This is a genomic window from Saccharomonospora sp. NPDC046836, from assembly GCF_040645195.1.
Taxonomy (GTDB): Bacteria; Actinomycetota; Actinomycetes; order Mycobacteriales; family Pseudonocardiaceae; genus Prauserella_A.
This window is the reverse complement of sequence record NZ_JBEYXW010000011.1, coordinates 42045-58578: the sequence shown is the minus strand read 5'-3', so window position 1 is coordinate 58578 and position 16534 is coordinate 42045. Positions and strand designations below refer to the sequence as shown.

Here is a 16534-nt window from a genome sequence, read left to right as displayed (position 1 = left end):
GGGAGGTAGCCGTGCTGCGAGTCGCGTTGTGCCAGGCCACATCCAGCGCCGATCCCGAGCAGAACCTGCGGCTCGTACGCGGCTGGACCGGCAAGGCCGCGGGCGAAGGCGCGCGCGTGGTGGTGTTCCCCGAGGCCACGATGGCCCACTTCGGCGTCCGGCTCGCCCCGCTGGCGCAGCCGCTGGACGGTCCGTGGGCGCGGGAGGTCGGGGAGATCGCCCGCGAGCACGAGGTGCTCATCATCGCGGGCATGTTCACCCCGGACGGCGACCGCGTCCGCAACACCGTGCTCCTGACCGGACTCGGCGAGCACCGTGGCTACGACAAGATCCATCTCTACGACGCGTTCGGTTTCCGTGAGTCCGACACGGTCGCGGGCGGCACCGAGCTGGTGACGGTGGACGTCGACGGCGTCCGGCTCGGCGTGGCCACCTGCTACGACGTGCGGTTTCCCGCGCTGTTCCAGGCACTGGCCGAGGCGGGCGCGAGCGCGGTCGCGGTGCCCACCTCGTGGGGAGCGGGCCCCGGCAAGCGGGACCAGTGGGAGCTGCTCGTGCGGGCGCGGGCACTCGACTCGGGCAGCTGGATCCTCGGCTGCGGTCAGGCCGATCCGGCGGCCGCGGGCGTCGAGGTGAACCCGAAGGCGCCGACCGGCATCGGCTATTCGACGGTGGCCGACCCGTTCGGCCGGGTACATGCCCAGGCCGGTGCCGCACCGGAACTCCTCGTGACCGACATCGACCCCGCGGTGGCCGAACAGTCGCGCACGGCGACGGGCGTGCTGGCGAACCGGAAGCTGTGACCTACCGCAGGTCCATGCCGAGGTCGAGTGCCGGGGCCGAGTGGGTCAGCGCGCCGACGGCCAGATAGTCCACACCGGACTCCGCATAGGACCGCGCGTTTTCCAGTCGCAGCCCGCCGGAGGACTCAAGCCGGGTCTTCGGGGATTCCGCAGCACGCAACTCCACCGCACGGGCGCAGTTTTGGGGCGTGAAGTTGTCGAGTAGCACCTCGTCCGCACCGGCGGTCAGCGCTTCCGCCAGCTGTCCGAGGTCGTCGACCTCGACCTCGCATGGCAACCCGGCCGCGTGCTCTCGAGCGAGCCGGAGTGCCTCGGTGACCGAGCCGGCAGCCACGACGTGGTTGTCCTTGATGAGGACCGCATCGCCGAGCCCGAGCCGGTGGTTCACCCCGCCGCCGCAGCGGACCGCGTACTTCTGCAGCAACCGCAGGCCCGGCAGGGTCTTGCGGGAGTCCCGGATCGCGCAGCCGGTACCCGCCACCGCGGCCACCCACGCCGCGGTGGCGGTCGCGATGCCGGACAGGTGACAGAGCAGATTCAGCGCCGTGCGCTCCGCTGTGAGCAGCCTGCGCACGCTGCCCCGCACGACGAGCGCGGGCTCCCCCACGGTGAGCACGGTCCCATCGGCCTGCTGGTGCAGCACCTCGTAGCCGTCGCCGAGCACCTCGTCGAACACGGCGAGGGCGGCCGGGATGCCCGCGGCGACCCCTGGCGCGCGGGGGGTCAGCTCCGCGGTGGCGACCGCACCGGCGGGCACGGTCGCCGCGGTGGTGGCGTCGGGTCCGTACCGGAGGTCCTCCTCCAGCGCCGTGGTGATGACGCGGCGCAGGTCGTCGCGGTCGATGTCGGGGCCGGTCACGCCACACCCTCCAGGATCGGGTCCGCCAGCACGGGCTGGCCGGAGGGGCTGAGCCGGATCAGCTGGCTGCGCTGCCAGAGCTCGTCGTCGCGCTCGGTGAAGTCGGTACGCACATGGCAGCCACGTGATTCGGTGCGCCGCGCCGCGGCCGCGACGAGCGCCTGCGCCAGCAAGGTCAGCGCGGCGTCCTCGACCATCCTGTGCGTCCACAACGGACTGTCCTCGACCGACAGATCGAGCACCGAGCCCGCGACGGCGAGCCCCTCGGCGTCGCGGCCGATGCCCGCGTACCGGCTCATCACCCGTTGCAGTGCGTCCCGCTCGGCGACCGGGGCGGCCACGGTCGCGGGCAACCGACCGTGCAGCGGGTTGCCGAGTGCCCCTGCCGCCAGGTCAGCAGCCGCCGCCTCAGCGGCCCTTTCCCCCAGTACGAGCCCTTCGAGCAGGCTGTTGGAGGCGAGCCGGTTGGCGCCGTGCAGGCCGGTGCGCGCGACCTCGCCCGCCGCGTACAGGCCCGGGACACCGGTGCGCCCTTCGATGCCGGTCACCACGCCCCCGCAGGCGAAATGCGCGGCCGGTGTCACCGGGATCGGCTCCCGGTGCGGGTCAACGCCCGCCGTGGTGCACGCCGCGTACACGGTCGGAAACCGTTGCGCGAAGCCGGAAATCCCGGTCGCATCGAGGTAGACGTGGTCGTCGACACCTCCCGGCGCCTGCGCCAGATGCCGGGTGATCGCCGCCGACACGACATCACGGGGCGCGAGATCGGCGAGCGGGTGAACGCCGCGCATCACCAGTGCGCCCGTCACGTCGACGAGCACGGCGCCCTCGCCTCGCACCGCCTCGGTGACCAGCGGGCAGCGCCCCCGCGCTCCCGGCGTGTAGAGCACCGTCGGATGGAACTGGACGAACTCGATGTCGGCCACCAGCGCACCGGCACGCAGGGCGAGCGCGAGCCCGTCACCGGTGGCGATCTCGGGGTTCGACGTCGCCTGGTAGAGCTGACCGAATCCGCCGGTGGCCAGCAGCACCGCTGGCGCGCGCAGGACGCCGGGCACGCCGTCCGGGTCGAGCACGGTCACGCCCGCGACCGCCCCTGCCGGGGTACGCAGTGCGTCGACGGCGATATGCCGCTCGAGCACGGGAATCCCGTGCTCGCCTGCCGCCGTGACCAGTGCCCGCTCGACCTCGGCGCCGGTCGCGTCCCCGCCGGCGTGGATCACGCGGAACGCGCTGTGCCCACCTTCACGGGTCCGCGCGAGGCCGGCCACACCCGCGTCGAACACCGCGCCGAGCCCGCGCAGCTTCGCGACCGCGGCCGGACCCGCCGTAATGATGTCGTGCACGGCGGTCGTGTCGCAGAGCCCCGCACCCGCGGTGAGGGTGTCGGCCGCATGCGCGGCGACCGTGTCGCCTTCGTCCCGTTCGCCATCGAGGACGACCGCGACCCCACCCTGCGCCCAGCGGGTGTTGCCATCGGCGACCGCCGCTTTCGTCACCACGAGCACGCGCAGGCCGAGCTCCCTGGCCCGCAACGCCGCCGTCAGCCCGGCCACACCACTGCCCAGCACCACCAGATCAGCGGCGGCTTCCCACTGCGTGGTTTTCGCCTCCTGGTCGCTAACCGGGTTGCTCATTCCCCGCCGCCAGGCTTGCCGATCTCGATCATCCGCTGGACCGAGGCCCGTGCACGGGCAGCCGTGTCCGGGTCGACGTGCACCTCGTCGGCGCCGTCACGCAAGGAGCGCAGCAGCGCGGCCGGAGTGATCATCTTCATGTACCGGCAGGACGCGCGGTCGTTGACGGCCCGGAAGTCGATCTCGGGTGCGGCCTTGCGCAGCTGGTGCAGCATGCCGACCTCGGTGGCGACCAGTACCGAGGTGGCACGCGTCTCCCTGGCCGCGTGCAACATGTCCCCGGTCGAGAGGATCTTCACCCGCTCCGGCGCGACAGTACCCTCGCCTGCCAGGTAGAGGGCCGAGGTGGCGCAGCCGCATTCGGGATGGATGAACAGGTCCGCATCCGGCGCCGCCGCGGCTCGCTCGGCCAGCTCGGGGCCGTTGATCCCGGCGTGCACATGGCATTCCCCTGCCCAGATGTGCAGGTTCTCCCGCCCGGTCACCCGCTTGACGTGCGCACCGAGGAACTGGTCCGGGCAGAAGAGCACCTCGCGGTCTTCGGGGATGGCGGACACCACGTCGACAGCGTTCGACGACGTGCAGCAGATGTCGGTCTCCGCCTTGACCTCGGCGGTCGTGTTGACATAGGAGACCACCACCGCGCCGGGATGCTCGGCCTTCCACTCGCGCAGCTGCTCGCCCGTGATCGAATCGGCAAGCGAGCAGCCCGCTCGCGCGTCCGGGATCAGCACGGTCTTGTCCGGAGCGAGGATCTTCGCGGTCTCGGCCATGAAGTGGACGCCGCAGAAGACGATCGTGGCGGCGTCACTGGCGGCCGCGATGCGGCTCAGCGCGAGCGAGTCGCCCGTGTGGTCGGCGATCTCCTGGATCTCGGGAAGCTGGTAGTTGTGCGCGAGCAGCACCGCGTCGCGTTCCTTCGCGAGCCGGCGCACCTCGTCGGCCCACGCCGCGTCCGCCTCGACTCCCCCATAGGGCACGAGTGCCTCCGCCTGCACTGTCATTTGGAGCCTCCGATTGCGTGCGTTAGTTTTCGCCTTATAATCGAAAACCGTGCGGTCTCATATTAACAGCACCAGCCCACTGGCACACGAGGTTCTTGCAGCCGTATTGCAGGTGCGTTACGACACACTGCAGGTGCTGCTGTGGCGCCGCGCGCTCGATCCGCACGTCGGACGCTGGTCACTGCCGGGCGGACGGCTGCGCCCCGACGAGGACGTGGAGACCTCCATCCGCCGCCAGCTCGCCGAGAAGGTCGACATCCAGCAGCTCAGTCACGTCGAGCAGCTCGCAGTGTTCAGCGATCCTCATCGCGTACCGGGGCCACGCGTGGTGGCGACAGCCTTCCTCGGGCTCGTGCCCGCAGGCGCCGATCCGGAGGTGCCCGAGGACACGGCATGGCATCCGGTCGACGCGCTCCCACGCACGGCGTTCGACCACGAGGCGATCGTGTTGCGGGCGAGGGACCGGCTGCGCGCGAAACTGAGCTACACCAACCTGGGTTTCGCGCTCGCGCCGCAGGAGTTCACCATCTCGGCCCTGCGCCGACTGTACTCCGCCGCGCTAGGTTACCGCGTCTCCGCGACCAACCTGCAGCGGGTGCTGTCCCGGCGCGGGCTGCTCGTGCCGACCGGATGTACCGCGCCCTCCGGCAAGGCAGGCGGCAGGCCGGCGGCGCTGTACTCGTTCGCGCACGGGGACATGCAGGTCACCGACCCGTTCGCGGTCCTCAAACCCCCGGCGCCCCCGGCGGGGGCCCGTTCGCGAGCGCGCGTATCCCGGCCGGACACCGTACCGTGAGACCGTGGCAGACACGAGACCGGACAGCATGCGGACGACGCTTCCCTTGTTCCCGCTGCAAACCGTGCTCCTGCCCGGCGCGCACCTGCCGCTGCACATCTTCGAACCGCGGTACCGGCAGCTGACCATCGACCTCGTCAACGAGACCCTGCCGGATCACCTTTTCGGCGTCATCGCCATCAGGACGCCACTGGTGCGGGAAGTGGACACCGTCGAGCACCTGCACCCGGTCGGCTGCGCAGCGCGACTACGGCAGGCAAAGCGCTTGCCCGATGGGCGCTTCGACATCGTCACCACCGGTCACCGTCGGTTCCGGTTGCTGGACCTCGACGCGCAGTCGGCGCCGTACCTGCTCGGGACCATCGAATGGCTCGACGACCTGCCGCTGCCAGAAGCCAGCGAGGAGCCGACCGCCCGGCTGAGCGAGCTGGCGATTGGCGCCTACCGCCGCTATGGCGAGGTGGCCTGGGAACAGGAGGGCTGGCGCGCACCCCCACCGGAGTCCACCACCGGCGAACTCGCCTACCTGCTCGCCGCCGACTGCCTGCTGCCGCTGGCCGACCGGCAGGCGCTGCTGGAGGATCGCCACCCGTTGCGGAGGCTCAGCACAGTGTGCCGTTTGCTGTACCGGGAAGCCGGTTTGCTCGCAGCGCTGCGCGCGGTACCAGCACCGATCGTGGAGATCAACAGCGACGCCAGGCCCAGCCTCAACTAACCCGCCCCGGCTGGGATCTCAGCCCAGTCGGCGCCCCAGGTCGTCCTGGCTGTTCCACATCGCCAGCAACCCGTAGGCCAGCGCCGTCGTCAGCGGCTGGGCGACGAGTACCCAGGCCGTCTCCAGCACGGGCGCCCGCTCGACGATGGCACCGAGCGCAGGCGCCTCGGTGACGGCGTAGCGACCGTCGGCGAACGCGATGCCCATCCGCGCTGTGAGCCAGGTGGCGAGCAGCGATCCGGCAACGGCGGCAAGCAGTATCACCGGGCCCCGCCGCTCGCGCAGGAACCACACCGCGACACCGACGATCAAGCCCGCGACCAGTGCCATCAGCACGAAAATCGCCAGATCGTCGAAACGGTGCCAGCTCTCCAGCTGCAACGGCACCATGGCGCCGTCGGACCGCACCACCCGCATTCGCTGCGGCGGCGCCACAACGGACCAGAGCCAGCCAAGAGGGATACCGAGCAGGCCCACCAGCGACAGCACACTCACCGCGGGTAACAGGTCGGCCTTGACGACCACCCTCGATTGCTCTCGCCGCACACCCGCGAACGCCTGCGCGAATCGCACTGATTCGGCCTGCTGCTCCGGCACCCGGGCCTCCCTTTCGCACCACGCCCGACGTTCGCCACACCCTAACCGGCCGGTGCCGCGCCGACGGAGGTGGAGTCGCCGTCTCGGTTACAACGGACCGTCACTGGGGCACCGACGTGCCCCGGCGAAGAGATCGGGGTCGAACTGCCCACCGAACCACGGCGAAAGCCCGCGCCGGGCCTCGATGAGGAACTCGTCCCGGCCCGCCCGCGCGAGCCCCGCGGGCAGCACCCCCAGCAGGGGCGCGCCCGCCGCGACCGGAAGGTCGGCGACATTGCTGCGGGCCGCGAGATCCGGCTCAGCGGGCCAGGAACCGATGACGATGCCGATGACGTCCAGCCCACGCCGCACGGCGACCTCGGCGGTGAGTGCCGTGGCGTTGAGCGTGCCGAGCCCGGCCTCAGCCACGATCAACACCGGCGCGCCGACAGACCAGGCGACGTCGGCGACGGTTCCACCCGTTGGGTCGAACCGCACGAGTAACCCGCCGACACCCTCGACGAGCACGAGGTCGTGTGCGGTGTGCAGTTCCGTGGCCGCCTGCGCGGCCTCCGCCGGGGTCACCGGTGGCAGCCCGTTGCGCCGGGACGCCGCTTCAGGGGACAGCGCGTCCGGATAACGGCGCAGCTCCCGGGTGGTGACGTCGCCCGCGAGGCGGCGTACCTCGGCGAGGTCACCAGGCTGGTCCGGGGCCACACCGGTCTGGGCAGGCTTGAGCACCGCGACGGCATCGCCGCGATCCCTGGTGAGCGCGGCAATAGCCGCGGTCACCACTGTCTTGCCGACGCCGATCCCCGTTCCAGAGATCACCAGCACGGTCACGTCACACGACATTAATACCGGCAGGCGATTCCGCATCACCCGGTCTTGACCACCCGTTCGGCTCCGGCGGGCACGAACGCGCCGGTTTCGGCGTCGAACAAGTACACCTGCGCGTTGCCGACGTCGAAGTACATCCCGGTCAGATGCAGCTCACCCTGGCTCTCGGCCCGCGCGATCATCGGGTATCGCCGCAGGTGTTCGAGCTGCTGCAGCACGTTGTGCAAGGCAAGCCGGTCGCCCGGCGTTTCCGGCTCCCGCCCGTCCAACGTCACGGCAGCCTGCGCGGCATGCCTGCGCAGGCTCGGCTCGCCGTGCCGCAGCCACTGGCTCAGCGACGGCAGGCCGCCGGGTGCGTCGCCGCTCAGCGCCTGCATCGCGCCGCACGACGAATGCCCGCACACCACGACCTCACGCACGCCGAGGAAACTCACCGCGTACTCGATGGCTGCGCCGACGGAGCTGTCCTCGCCGGCGAACTCCCCCTGCCGTTGCGGGACGAGGTTGCCGACATTGCGAACCGTGAAGAGGTCGCCGGGACCGCTCGTGGTGATCACGTTCGGCACGATCCGGGCATCGGCACAGGTGATGAACAGTGTGTGCGGCTCCTGCCCGGCGGCGAGCTTGCTGAGCGTCTCCTGCACCAGTGGCGCGGTGCGCGCCTGGAACTCCGAGGTACCCCGCCGAAGCGGGCCGGTGCGCTGATCGGGGATCTCGACACCGAAGTCCTTCGCCATCCACTCCGACCACGATGCGAGCCAGCGCGGCAGCGGCGGTTTCGCCTGACCTTTCCTGACAATCGGACTGTCCGACTTGCCACGGGCGAACCACGGGTGGCCGATCTCGTCCACGACGACCGTGCCACCGGCGCGCTCGTGAGCCTGCTGCCAGCCGGAGAGGCATTCGAAGGCGGCATGGTCGAGATAGTCGACGACGAGCTCGAGCGTCACGGTGCTGCGCCCGGGCAACGAGTTGAGCACAGTGGACAGACGCGGCACCGAAAGGAACGTCAGCGCACCCTCGATGACGACCCGTCGCTGCTGCCCGTCGCCCTCCGCGTGGATTCCCGACCACATCATGCGGCGCAGCATCAGGGCGAGGGACAGCGCGATTCCCATGAGGACGCCGCTGAGCAGATCGACCGCCACGACACCGACCAGTGTCACGAGGTACAGCGGCAGGTCACCGTGCTTGAGCACCTGCCGGATGTGCTTGATGTCGACGAGCTTCGCGCCGACGTAGACGAGCAGACCGCCGAGCGTGGCAAGCGGAATGCTCTCGATGAGACCGGCCAGCGCCACCGTGAACAGCAGGATCCACAGGCCGTGCAGGACCGCGGAGGCCCGGGTGCGCCCGCCGACGCTGACGTTGGTCGAGCTGCGCACGATCACGCCGGTCACAGGGAGGCCACCCAGCGCGCCGGAGGTCATGTTCGCCACGCCCTGGCCGACGAGCTCACGGTTGAGGTTCGCCCGCGGCCCGGTGTGCAGGCGATCCACGGCGACGGCGGAGAGCAACGTCTCGACGCTGGCGATGAGCGCGATGGTCAGCACCGCGACGCCGAAGTCGAACCAGCCGCCGGCGGGCAGCTGGGGCACCAGGTCGAGGGCAAGCACGTCACCCGGCAGGTCGACCCGCTCCGCCGACATCCCGAACACCGTGGCCAGCACGGTCACGACCGTGATCGCGGCCAGCGGTCCCGGCACCTTGCGCACGGCCGCGGGGAGCCTGGCCCACAGCAGCAGGATCGCGATGGTCAGGATGCCAAGGAACGCGGCCGTGTCGTGGTGGCTGACGATCTGACCTGGCAGCGCGACGATGTTGTCGATCGCCGAGCTCTGCGGGGTGCCGCCGAGCACGATGTGCAGCTGGCCGAGCACGAGTGTGACGCCGATGCCCGCCAGCATGCCGTGCACGATGGCAGGCGAGATCGCCAGCGCTACCCGTGCCACTCTGCTGAGTCCGAAAAGGACCTGCAGAAGGCCGGCGCCCACCGTGATGGCGCAGGTGACGACCCAGCCGAACTGGTTGATGGTCTCCGCCATCACCACAGTGAGCCCGGCGGCGGGCCCGCTCACCTGCAGTGGCGCCCCGCCGAGCAGGCCGCCGACAACGCCGCCCACGACGGCGGCGATCAACCCCGCGACGATCGGCGCTCCCGACGCGAGCGCGATACCGAGTGACAGCGGCACCGCCACGAGGAACACCACCAGGGAGGCAGGCACGTCGTAACGCAGGACGCTGCCCAGCTGCCGCGGCCGCACGCGTACGTCTTCACTCCTCTGTTTCTCGTGACCGACGTTCCGCGCCATACCTGACCCTCCAGCTTGGTGACGTGCGGCGGCGGGGACTTTCCCGCGCACACGCGGTTGACTTGTCACCAGATAACAGAAGAGTGCGTAGTTTGTCCGCTATGGAAAGGCGTTCTCACGTTCTCGGCACTGCCGCGTCACTACAAAGAGGACAGCCGATTGTGCACGGCGACAGCGTGACGTGTGCCAGCTCTCACCCGACTATTGACCGCGCACGAAGTTTCGATGGCGCCCCGTAGTCGCCGTGTGCACAAACCGGGGACGCCAGGCCGGATCAGGTGATCTTGATGTGGCCGCGTCACTCGCGACGCCACGACCTGTCGCTTCCGGTGCGTCCCGACGCCTGCGTGCCGCCCGGCGGCACACAGGCGTCTACTTAGGACGGATGGCTAGGGCCGCAGCGCGAGTGGCAGCGTCTCCAGCGCGCGCACGAGTGTGCTCTGCCGCCACCGCAGCTGCTCCGGTTCGGTCGCCAGGCGCAGATCCGGGAAGCGCTCCAGCAGCCTGCTGATCGCGATCTCGCCCTCCAACCGGGCCAGCGGAGCGCCGACGCAGTAGTGGATGCCGTGCCCGAACGCCAGATGCCCCGCGGTCTGCCGGGTGATGTCGAGCCGATCCGGATCGTCGAAGCGCTCACTGTCCCGGTTGGCGCCGTGCAATGAGATGAGCACGAACTCGTCCGCCGGGATCTCCACGTCGCCGACCTGGACCGGTTCGGTGGTGAACCGCAGGGTCGCGAGGTTGACCGGCCCGTCGTAGCGCAGGAACTCCTCGACCGCGTTGGGTAGCAGACCCGGATCGGCCCGCAGCGCGGCGAGCTGCTCGGGGTTGCGCAGGAGCGCGAGGAGCCCGTTGCCGATCAGGTTCACCGTCGTCTCGTGCCCGGCGACCAGCAACAGGAACGCCATCGAGATCAGCTCCGGCTCCGAGAGCTGGTCGCCGGCGTCGGTCACGTGTACCAGTCCGGAAAGCAGATCGTCGGCCGGCTCCTCCCGCTTGCGGGCGACCAGCTCCGAGAGGTACCCGGCCATCTGCTGCGAAGCCTGCCCGGCCGCGTCGGCCGACGTCGGCGCGATCACCATCGTCGACCAGGCCCGGAAGCTCTCCCGATCAGCGGCAGGGACGCCGAGCAGCTCGCAGATCACCGTGATGGGCAACGGGAACGCATAGGCCGTCAGTAGGTCCACCTCGGTGGAACCGGCCATGTCGTCGAGCAGGTCGGCGGCGATCTGCTCGATGCGGGGGCGCAGGCTGGCGACTGTTCGCGCGGTGAAGGCCTTGTTCACTAGCTTGCGCAACCGGGTGTGGTCCGGCGGATCGGTGTTGAGCATGTGCGCGGCGAGCATCTCCGAGAACGGCGTCGGCTCGCTCCCTTCGACGGTCAGCGGCGCCGCGAACAACGCAGGCCGTTTCCTCGCGTCCTTACTCAGGCTCGGGTCGGCGAGCAGCGTCTTGGCATCGGCATAGCCGGTCACCAACCACACCGCCAGCCCGCGCGGCAGCGTCACCGGGCGCACCGGTCCCCCGCCTCGAAGCAGCCGCACTATCGCGTGCGGGTCCTGGAAGAAGTCGTCGTCGAGCTGGGTCCGGTCGTACGCCGTCTGACTTGCCCCCATTGTGTCTCCCTGTCCGATTCCGGGGTCAATTTTCCCAGTGCCCATGGTTGGACAACGGCTCAGCGGCCGCGAGCGTGCCCGAACTCGCCGATTCACAGGTCTGACATTGGTCGAGACCACGGCGTCTGTCTAGGCTTGCCGGCATGGTGGGAGCGGATCGGTGAGCGTTCAGTTCCGACCGGTCAGTCCCGAACGGCTCGTCGACGAGCTGGCCGAGCGGATCAGCGAGCTGCCACAAGACACGTGGGCGCGGATCGCGGTGGACGGCGCCGACACCGCCACGGACACCACCGCGCTGGCCGACGCACTGACCGGCCCACTGCGCCTGCGCGGCCGCGAGGTCCAGCGCGTATCGGCACGGGACTTCCTGCGCGCCGCGTCGCTGCGGTTCGAACGTGGCCGGTACGACCCGGATGTGCGGTACACGGACTGGCTCGACACCGGTGCGCTACGGCGCGAGGTGCTCGACCCGCTGGCTCCCGATGGCAGCGGAACCATGCTCCCCGCGCTGTGGGACCCGGAACGCGACCGCGCCTACCGGCTGCCGCGGACGACACTGCCGGCGGGCGCTGTGCTCCTGCTGGACGGCGAGCTGTTGCTCGGCCGCGGGTTCGCCTTCGACCTGACCGTGCACCTGTGGCTCTCCGCCGCAGCGTTGCGCCGCCGGCTGCCCACGGAGCAGCAGTGGGCGCTGCCGGCGTACGACCGCTACGACCGGGAGGTCGATCCAGCCGGCACCGCCGACGTCGTGGTGCGCATGGATCATCCGCGCCACCCGGCCATCCGGAACAGCTAGCCGGCGAGGGTGATGGGATCGCCGTCGAGCATGGCGACGAGGCGCCGCGCGAGGATGTCCCACCGCCAGTGCTCACTCACCCACTGCCGGCCCGCCGCACCCATACGGCGTGCGCGCACCGGATCGGCGAGCAGCGCGGCGAGCGTTTCCACCAGCTGCATGAGCTGGCGCCCGTCGACGACGTGCCCCGTGACCTCGTCGAGCACCGTCTCCGGCGCGCCACCGGAATTGCCGGCGACCACGGGCAGACCGGTGGCCGACGCTTCGAGGAAGACGATGCCGAGCCCCTCGACGTCGAGCCCCTTGCCGCGTGTGCGGGCCGGCATCGCGAAGACGTCCCCGGCCGCGTAGTGCGCCGGAAGCTCCTCCCAGGGCACCGATCCGGTGAGGATCACGTGCTCCGCCACACCCGCCGCCTCGGCCAGCGCCGCGAGCTTCTGGCGATACGGGCCGCCGCCGACGAGCAGCAGGGTCGTGTCCGGGACACGCTTGCGCAGTTCCGGTAGCGCCAGCACCAGCATGTCCTGCCCCTTGCGGGGCACGAGGCGGGACACGCAGACGACTGTCGGCCGGTCGCCGAGCCCGTGCCGGGCCCGGATCTCAGCGCGCGCGGCGTCATCCGGGCGGAAGACCTCGGTGTCCACTCCGGACGGAAGGTGTTCCAGACCTGCCATCGGGCCGAACGCCGATGCGAACCGGCCACGTGTGTAGTTGCTGACGAACGTCACCACGTCCGCGGTGTCGCCGATGCGCCGCAGTGCCTGGCGTGCTGCGGGGAGCATCGACCAGCCGACCTCGTGGCCATGGGTGCAGGCCACCACGCGCTCCGCACCGGCCGTCCGAAGAGGACTACCGAGCAGCGCGAGCGGTGCTGCTGCGCCGAACCACACGGTGTCGCAACCGCGGGCACGCAGGATGTTCTTGGCGCGCCGCAACACCGCCGGGGTCGGCACCATGAGGGACGTCGGGTGCCGGACCACCTCGAACGGCGCCTTGGCGTCGAACTCCTGGTGCGAGCCGGACTCCCGCTCCCACGACGGGGCGTAGACCACCAGGTCGTCGGCGGGCAGCCGGGTGGCGAGCGCGTGCAGATAGGACTGGATGCCGCCGGGCCGGGGCGGGAAGTCGTTGGTCACCAGCAGAGTGCGGCGCATGCGTGGAGACTATCCCGCTCCGGTATGACGGCCCGCCCGCGTCATGCGACGCGGCGTGCCCCGCTGTACTGGTCCTGCAGCGGCGAGACCTTCACGACGTCACCCGAGGTCGGGGCGTGCACCATCATCCCGTTGCCGACGTAGATCCCGACGTGTGAGACCGGCGAGTAGAAGAACACCAGGTCGCCCGGCTGCAGCTGGCTGCGCGAGACCGGCGTGCCGAAGGTCGACTGCGAACCGCTCGTCCGGGGAATGCTGATGCCTGCCTGGGCGTAGGCCCACGACGTCAGGCCCGAGCAGTCGAACGAGCTGGGTCCGGTGGCACCCCAGACATAGGGGCTGCCCCGCTTGCCCAGCGCCGCGTTGACGGCCTGTTGCGCCGCCGCCCCGGGTGCCGTCACCGGACCGATGTCGGCACCGGTGTCCTGCTGTGCTGCCTGGTCCGCGGCGGTGAGCTGGTCGGCCTGGTCCTTGACGTCCGCGACCTGCTGGTCGAGCCGCTCCTTGCGGGTCTCCAGATCGGCGGTGAGGCGGGCGGCGGCGTCCTTGGCGTCCTGGGCCTTGCGCTGGGCGCCTGCGGCCTGCTTCTCGGCCGTAGTAGCCGCGTCGACGGCGCCCTGCAGCCTGGACAGCGCCCTGTTCCTGTCGTCGGCGAGCACCGCGAGCGCGGAGGAACGGTCCAGGAAGTCCTGGGCCGAGTCGCCGGTCAGCAGCGCCGACAGCCTGTTCAGCTGGGCGCCGCTGGTGAAGGACGCACCGGCGAACCGGTCGACGTCGACGCGGTAGCGGTCCTCGTCACCGGCGGCCCGAAGCTGGGCCCGCTTGGCGCCCGTCAGCTCGTCGTTGGCGCGCCTGAGCTCGCCTTCCTTGGCCTTGAGGTCCTCCTGGGCCGAGAGGTACTCCTCATTGAGCTTCTCAGCCTGCGCAGCGAGCTCACGGTACTTCTCGAGCGCCTCGGAGGCGGTGCTCGGGGGTTGCTGAAGGGCGGGGGTGGGAGCTGCTGTGGCGGGGGCCTGGGTGAAGGTGACGACGGCGATCACAGCGGAGGCCGCCAGCGCGCTCGAGACCACGCGCCTCACGGGATGCGACTGCACGTCGCCTGTGTCTCCTTTGCTTTCAGCCGCCTGCTGGAACTGACGCGCCTGAGGTCGGGGGCCCTCGTCGCGTTCCAACGACACAGGCAGGACGTACCGCAGGTACATCACAGTCCTGGTGTCGCGCACTTGTCCGGCACAGCTCCCCGACAAAGCTGCCACGGCGGCGACCCCGCGTCGCCGACCCGGTGGAACGGCTACCTGGCGCGAGATCTCGGCTAGGTTACGAAAGCTCGCGGCCCACGTCCACTAACGGCGTAAGGAAAATCGTTCACCGTCCGCAGTTCCCCCTTCGGACCAGCGCTTAGTTGATCGTTGTGACAGAGGTAACAACGCGGGACTGTACTGGTCAGGACCGTTCACCTGATCGGATGGACCGTTCGTCGCACGGTGTCTGCCTGAGTAGTCATCCGACACGCCGATGATGGCGCGGCACGCCGGGCACGAGCCGAAGCCGGGGCACCATTCCGGCCTCCGCGAGCGCGTCCACGGCACGCTGCTCGGCACCGTCCCACTCCACAGCGGACGGCGCGCCGAGCAGCACGCTCACCACGCAGTCGGAGCAGGCGTCCCCGCGAACCTGGCACCGGCCACAGTCGATGACCAGCGTGTCTTCGTCGATGTAGTCCATGTCCGGCACGGTAGGGACCACCACCGACATTTTCGGAACCCGCTACCGCGTGCCCACGAACTCCCAGTGCCACGGCTCCTCCCGGCCGTGCCCAGTCCGGGTTGACGCAGCCGAACGCGCGAGCGCGGGCCGTGAGCCAGCCGTGGTTGCTCGTGCCCGGTACCGCGGCCAGCGCGGGCTGCGAGCGGGCACGGCCTTGAGCCGTGAACTCGCCAGGACCACTGCCCTCATCCACGACACCCAGTGATCATCAGGTGCCGGGTGGTAACAATGGTTGCCGCGGTGTCACGGCGAGGAGACAAGGTCCTCGCTACACGCGGCCCAGCCTGGTGAGAAAGACGGCGGACGCCACCGCGTGCGCTCCGCCCGTACGCACGGACGTCGCAACAGCCTGGTCCGACGTCGCGACGAGCAGCGGGCGGCCCCGCGGCTCCGCGGCGACCAGAGAGCGGATGACGTCGTCGGCGAGCACGCCGGGATCGGAGAACAGCACACGCACCCCACGTGGCGACGTGGCTGGGATCGAGGTCACGCCCGCGCCGTCGAAGACCACGGTGATCTCGGCTCCGGTGCGTGCGGCGAGCGCGGAGAGCTGGCTGCTGAGCCGGTTGCGCTGCTCGGCCAGCGTCAGGTCGGGGTAGCCGGTCTTGGTGACGTTGTAGCCGTCGACGATCAGGTGAGTGTTCGGCAGCGTCAGCAGCCGGTCGAGCGCCGCCGCATCCGGCACCCGCCCGCCACCGCGGGGTCCCCCGCTCGCTCCACGCACGGTGTCGGCCGGCCTGCGCCGGGTCTCACCCACGGAGAGCTCGCGGCGCAGCCCGTCCACGGCTCCGCCGAGTGTGTCGAGCAGCAGTGCGAGCCGGACCTCGTCGGCGTCGCGTGCCTCGCGCGCCGACTGTCGTGCGACCTCGGCGTCTGCGGCGGCACGCTCAGCCCTGGCCCGTTCCGCGGCGACCCGCCCACGCTCGCGTTCCAGCTGCGCGGTCAACGCCTCGACCTCGTCGGCGCCCGCGCCACTTGCCCGCTCGGCCTCGGCCTTCGCCTGCGCTGCCGAGTCCTTGGCCTGCCGCAGCACCATGCCCTGCTCACGGAGCCGGCCACGCAGCTTGTCCAGCTCCGCGTCGCGCTCCCCCCGCGCCTGCTCCGCCGCCGTACGGGCCTGCTCCAGCTCCGCGCGGACACGGTCCAGCTCGGCCTCCAGCCTGCGGGCCCTGGCCAGCGCGGCGTCCCGTTCCGCGCGCAGCGCCGTCTCCTCGGCGTTCTTGGCAACCAGCCGGATCCGGGAGGATGCACTGGATTCGCCGAGCAGCACCGCGGCCGCGGCCGCGGCGACGGAGTCCTCGGCGTTCGGGTCGAGTGCGTCATGCCGGTGCTCACGCAACCACTCCAGCACGGCGGTCCGGAACCGAGCGGAATCCCGCAGGCCGGTCAGCAGGGCGTTACCGCCCACCTTGGCGCGTTTGGCAGGCGCGAACCGCGCCACTGGGCGCAGCTGGCGCGGCACATCGTCGGCTGGGAGCCTGCCGAGCGCGGCGGCGGCAAGCTCGGCGATCCGCTCCCGCACCGCCTCCGGAAGCCCGAGCCAGTCGAGCTGCTCGGTGTCCGAAATGTCGTCCGGCACACCGGCAGGCGGCCCGGGAACATCCTCCTCGGGCCGATCGGGGTGCGCAGTGGACGGCAGCATTCGTCAAGCTTACGGCG

At 70.6% G+C, this 16534-nt stretch carries 14 protein-coding genes and 1 pseudogene; 4 read left to right on the top strand and 11 right to left on the bottom strand.

Annotated elements, in window-relative coordinates:
* Positions 1-11: 11 nt before the first annotated feature.
* On the top strand, positions 12-803 hold the full coding sequence (locus tag ABZ863_RS15160; protein WP_358535513.1) for a carbon-nitrogen hydrolase family protein: 792 nt from the start codon (positions 12-14) through the stop codon (positions 801-803).
* Position 804: 1 nt separating this feature from the next.
* Here the strand turns inward: ABZ863_RS15160 and nadC are convergent, their stop codons facing one another.
* The 3 genes and pseudogenes from nadC to nadA form a co-directional block, all read right to left on the bottom strand.
* A complete protein-coding gene (nadC, locus tag ABZ863_RS15155) occupies positions 805-1662 on the bottom strand; it encodes a carboxylating nicotinate-nucleotide diphosphorylase (protein ID WP_358535511.1) in 858 nt (285 codons plus the stop codon).
* The gene (locus ABZ863_RS15150) at positions 1659-3299 is read right to left on the bottom strand and encodes an L-aspartate oxidase (protein WP_358535509.1); all 1641 of its coding nucleotides are present in this window, start codon (positions 3297-3299) and stop codon (positions 1659-1661) included. Before ABZ863_RS15150 ends, nadC begins: the two co-directional genes overlap by 4 nt.
* A pseudogene (nadA, locus tag ABZ863_RS15145) lies at positions 3296-4312 on the bottom strand (quinolinate synthase NadA); the annotation flags it as partial. The gene ABZ863_RS15150 and the pseudogene nadA, both read right to left, overlap by 4 nt.
* Positions 4313-4415: 103 nt before the next feature.
* On the opposite strand from nadA, the gene ABZ863_RS15140 reads away from it, so the two are divergent.
* Together ABZ863_RS15140 and ABZ863_RS15135 are read left to right on the top strand one after the other, a co-directional pair.
* Complete coding sequence (locus ABZ863_RS15140) at positions 4416-5099, top strand: NUDIX domain-containing protein (RefSeq protein ID WP_358535708.1); 684 nt, start codon at positions 4416-4418, stop codon at positions 5097-5099.
* 28 nt (positions 5100-5127) lie between these two features.
* Positions 5128-5814: an LON peptidase substrate-binding domain-containing protein gene (locus ABZ863_RS15135; protein WP_358535706.1), complete on the top strand. Its 687-nt coding sequence runs from the start codon at positions 5128-5130 to the stop codon at positions 5812-5814.
* An 18-nt stretch (positions 5815-5832) separates the two neighbouring features.
* On the opposite strand, the gene ABZ863_RS15130 is transcribed toward ABZ863_RS15135, so the two are convergent.
* From ABZ863_RS15130 to ABZ863_RS15115, 4 genes are all read right to left on the bottom strand, one after another.
* The gene (locus ABZ863_RS15130; protein WP_358535705.1) at positions 5833-6387 is read right to left on the bottom strand and encodes a DUF2567 domain-containing protein; all 555 of its coding nucleotides are present in this window, start codon (positions 6385-6387) and stop codon (positions 5833-5835) included.
* A gap of 111 nt (positions 6388-6498) precedes the next feature.
* Complete coding sequence (gene bioD / locus ABZ863_RS15125; RefSeq protein WP_358535507.1) at positions 6499-7233, bottom strand: dethiobiotin synthase; 735 nt, start codon at positions 7231-7233, stop codon at positions 6499-6501.
* Positions 7234-7268: 35 nt separating this feature from the next.
* On the bottom strand, positions 7269-9542 hold the full coding sequence (locus ABZ863_RS15120; protein WP_358535505.1) for a bifunctional SulP family inorganic anion transporter/carbonic anhydrase: 2274 nt from the start codon (positions 9540-9542) through the stop codon (positions 7269-7271).
* Between the two features lie 389 nt (positions 9543-9931).
* On the bottom strand, positions 9932-11158 hold the full coding sequence (locus ABZ863_RS15115; protein ID WP_358535503.1) for a cytochrome P450: 1227 nt from the start codon (positions 11156-11158) through the stop codon (positions 9932-9934).
* A gap of 160 nt (positions 11159-11318) precedes the next feature.
* Between ABZ863_RS15115 and ABZ863_RS15110 the strand changes: the two genes are divergently transcribed.
* Entirely contained in the window at positions 11319-11954 is a 636-nt protein-coding gene (locus ABZ863_RS15110; RefSeq protein WP_358535501.1) for a uridine kinase, read from the top strand.
* On the opposite strand, the gene ABZ863_RS15105 is transcribed toward ABZ863_RS15110, so the two are convergent.
* The 4 genes from ABZ863_RS15105 to ABZ863_RS15090 all read right to left on the bottom strand — a co-directional run bounded on the left by ABZ863_RS15105 (position 11951) and on the right by ABZ863_RS15090 (position 16517).
* On the bottom strand, positions 11951-13108 hold the full coding sequence (locus ABZ863_RS15105) for a glycosyltransferase family 4 protein (RefSeq protein ID WP_358535499.1): 1158 nt from the start codon (positions 13106-13108) through the stop codon (positions 11951-11953). The genes ABZ863_RS15110 and ABZ863_RS15105 overlap by 4 nt on opposite strands.
* Before the next feature lie 41 nt (positions 13109-13149).
* Positions 13150-14202 (bottom strand): NlpC/P60 family protein, encoded by a 1053-nt coding sequence (locus tag ABZ863_RS15100; RefSeq protein ID WP_358535497.1) that lies wholly within the window; start codon positions 14200-14202, stop codon positions 13150-13152.
* Between the two features lie 406 nt (positions 14203-14608).
* Positions 14609-14833 (bottom strand): hypothetical protein, encoded by a 225-nt coding sequence (locus ABZ863_RS15095; RefSeq protein ID WP_358535495.1) that lies wholly within the window; start codon positions 14831-14833, stop codon positions 14609-14611.
* A 310-nt stretch (positions 14834-15143) separates the two neighbouring features.
* Positions 15144-16517 carry an NYN domain-containing protein gene (locus ABZ863_RS15090; protein ID WP_358535493.1) on the bottom strand — a complete coding sequence of 458 codons (1374 nt, stop codon included), beginning with the start codon at positions 16515-16517 and terminating at the stop codon, positions 15144-15146.
* Positions 16518-16534: the final 17 nt, after the last annotated feature.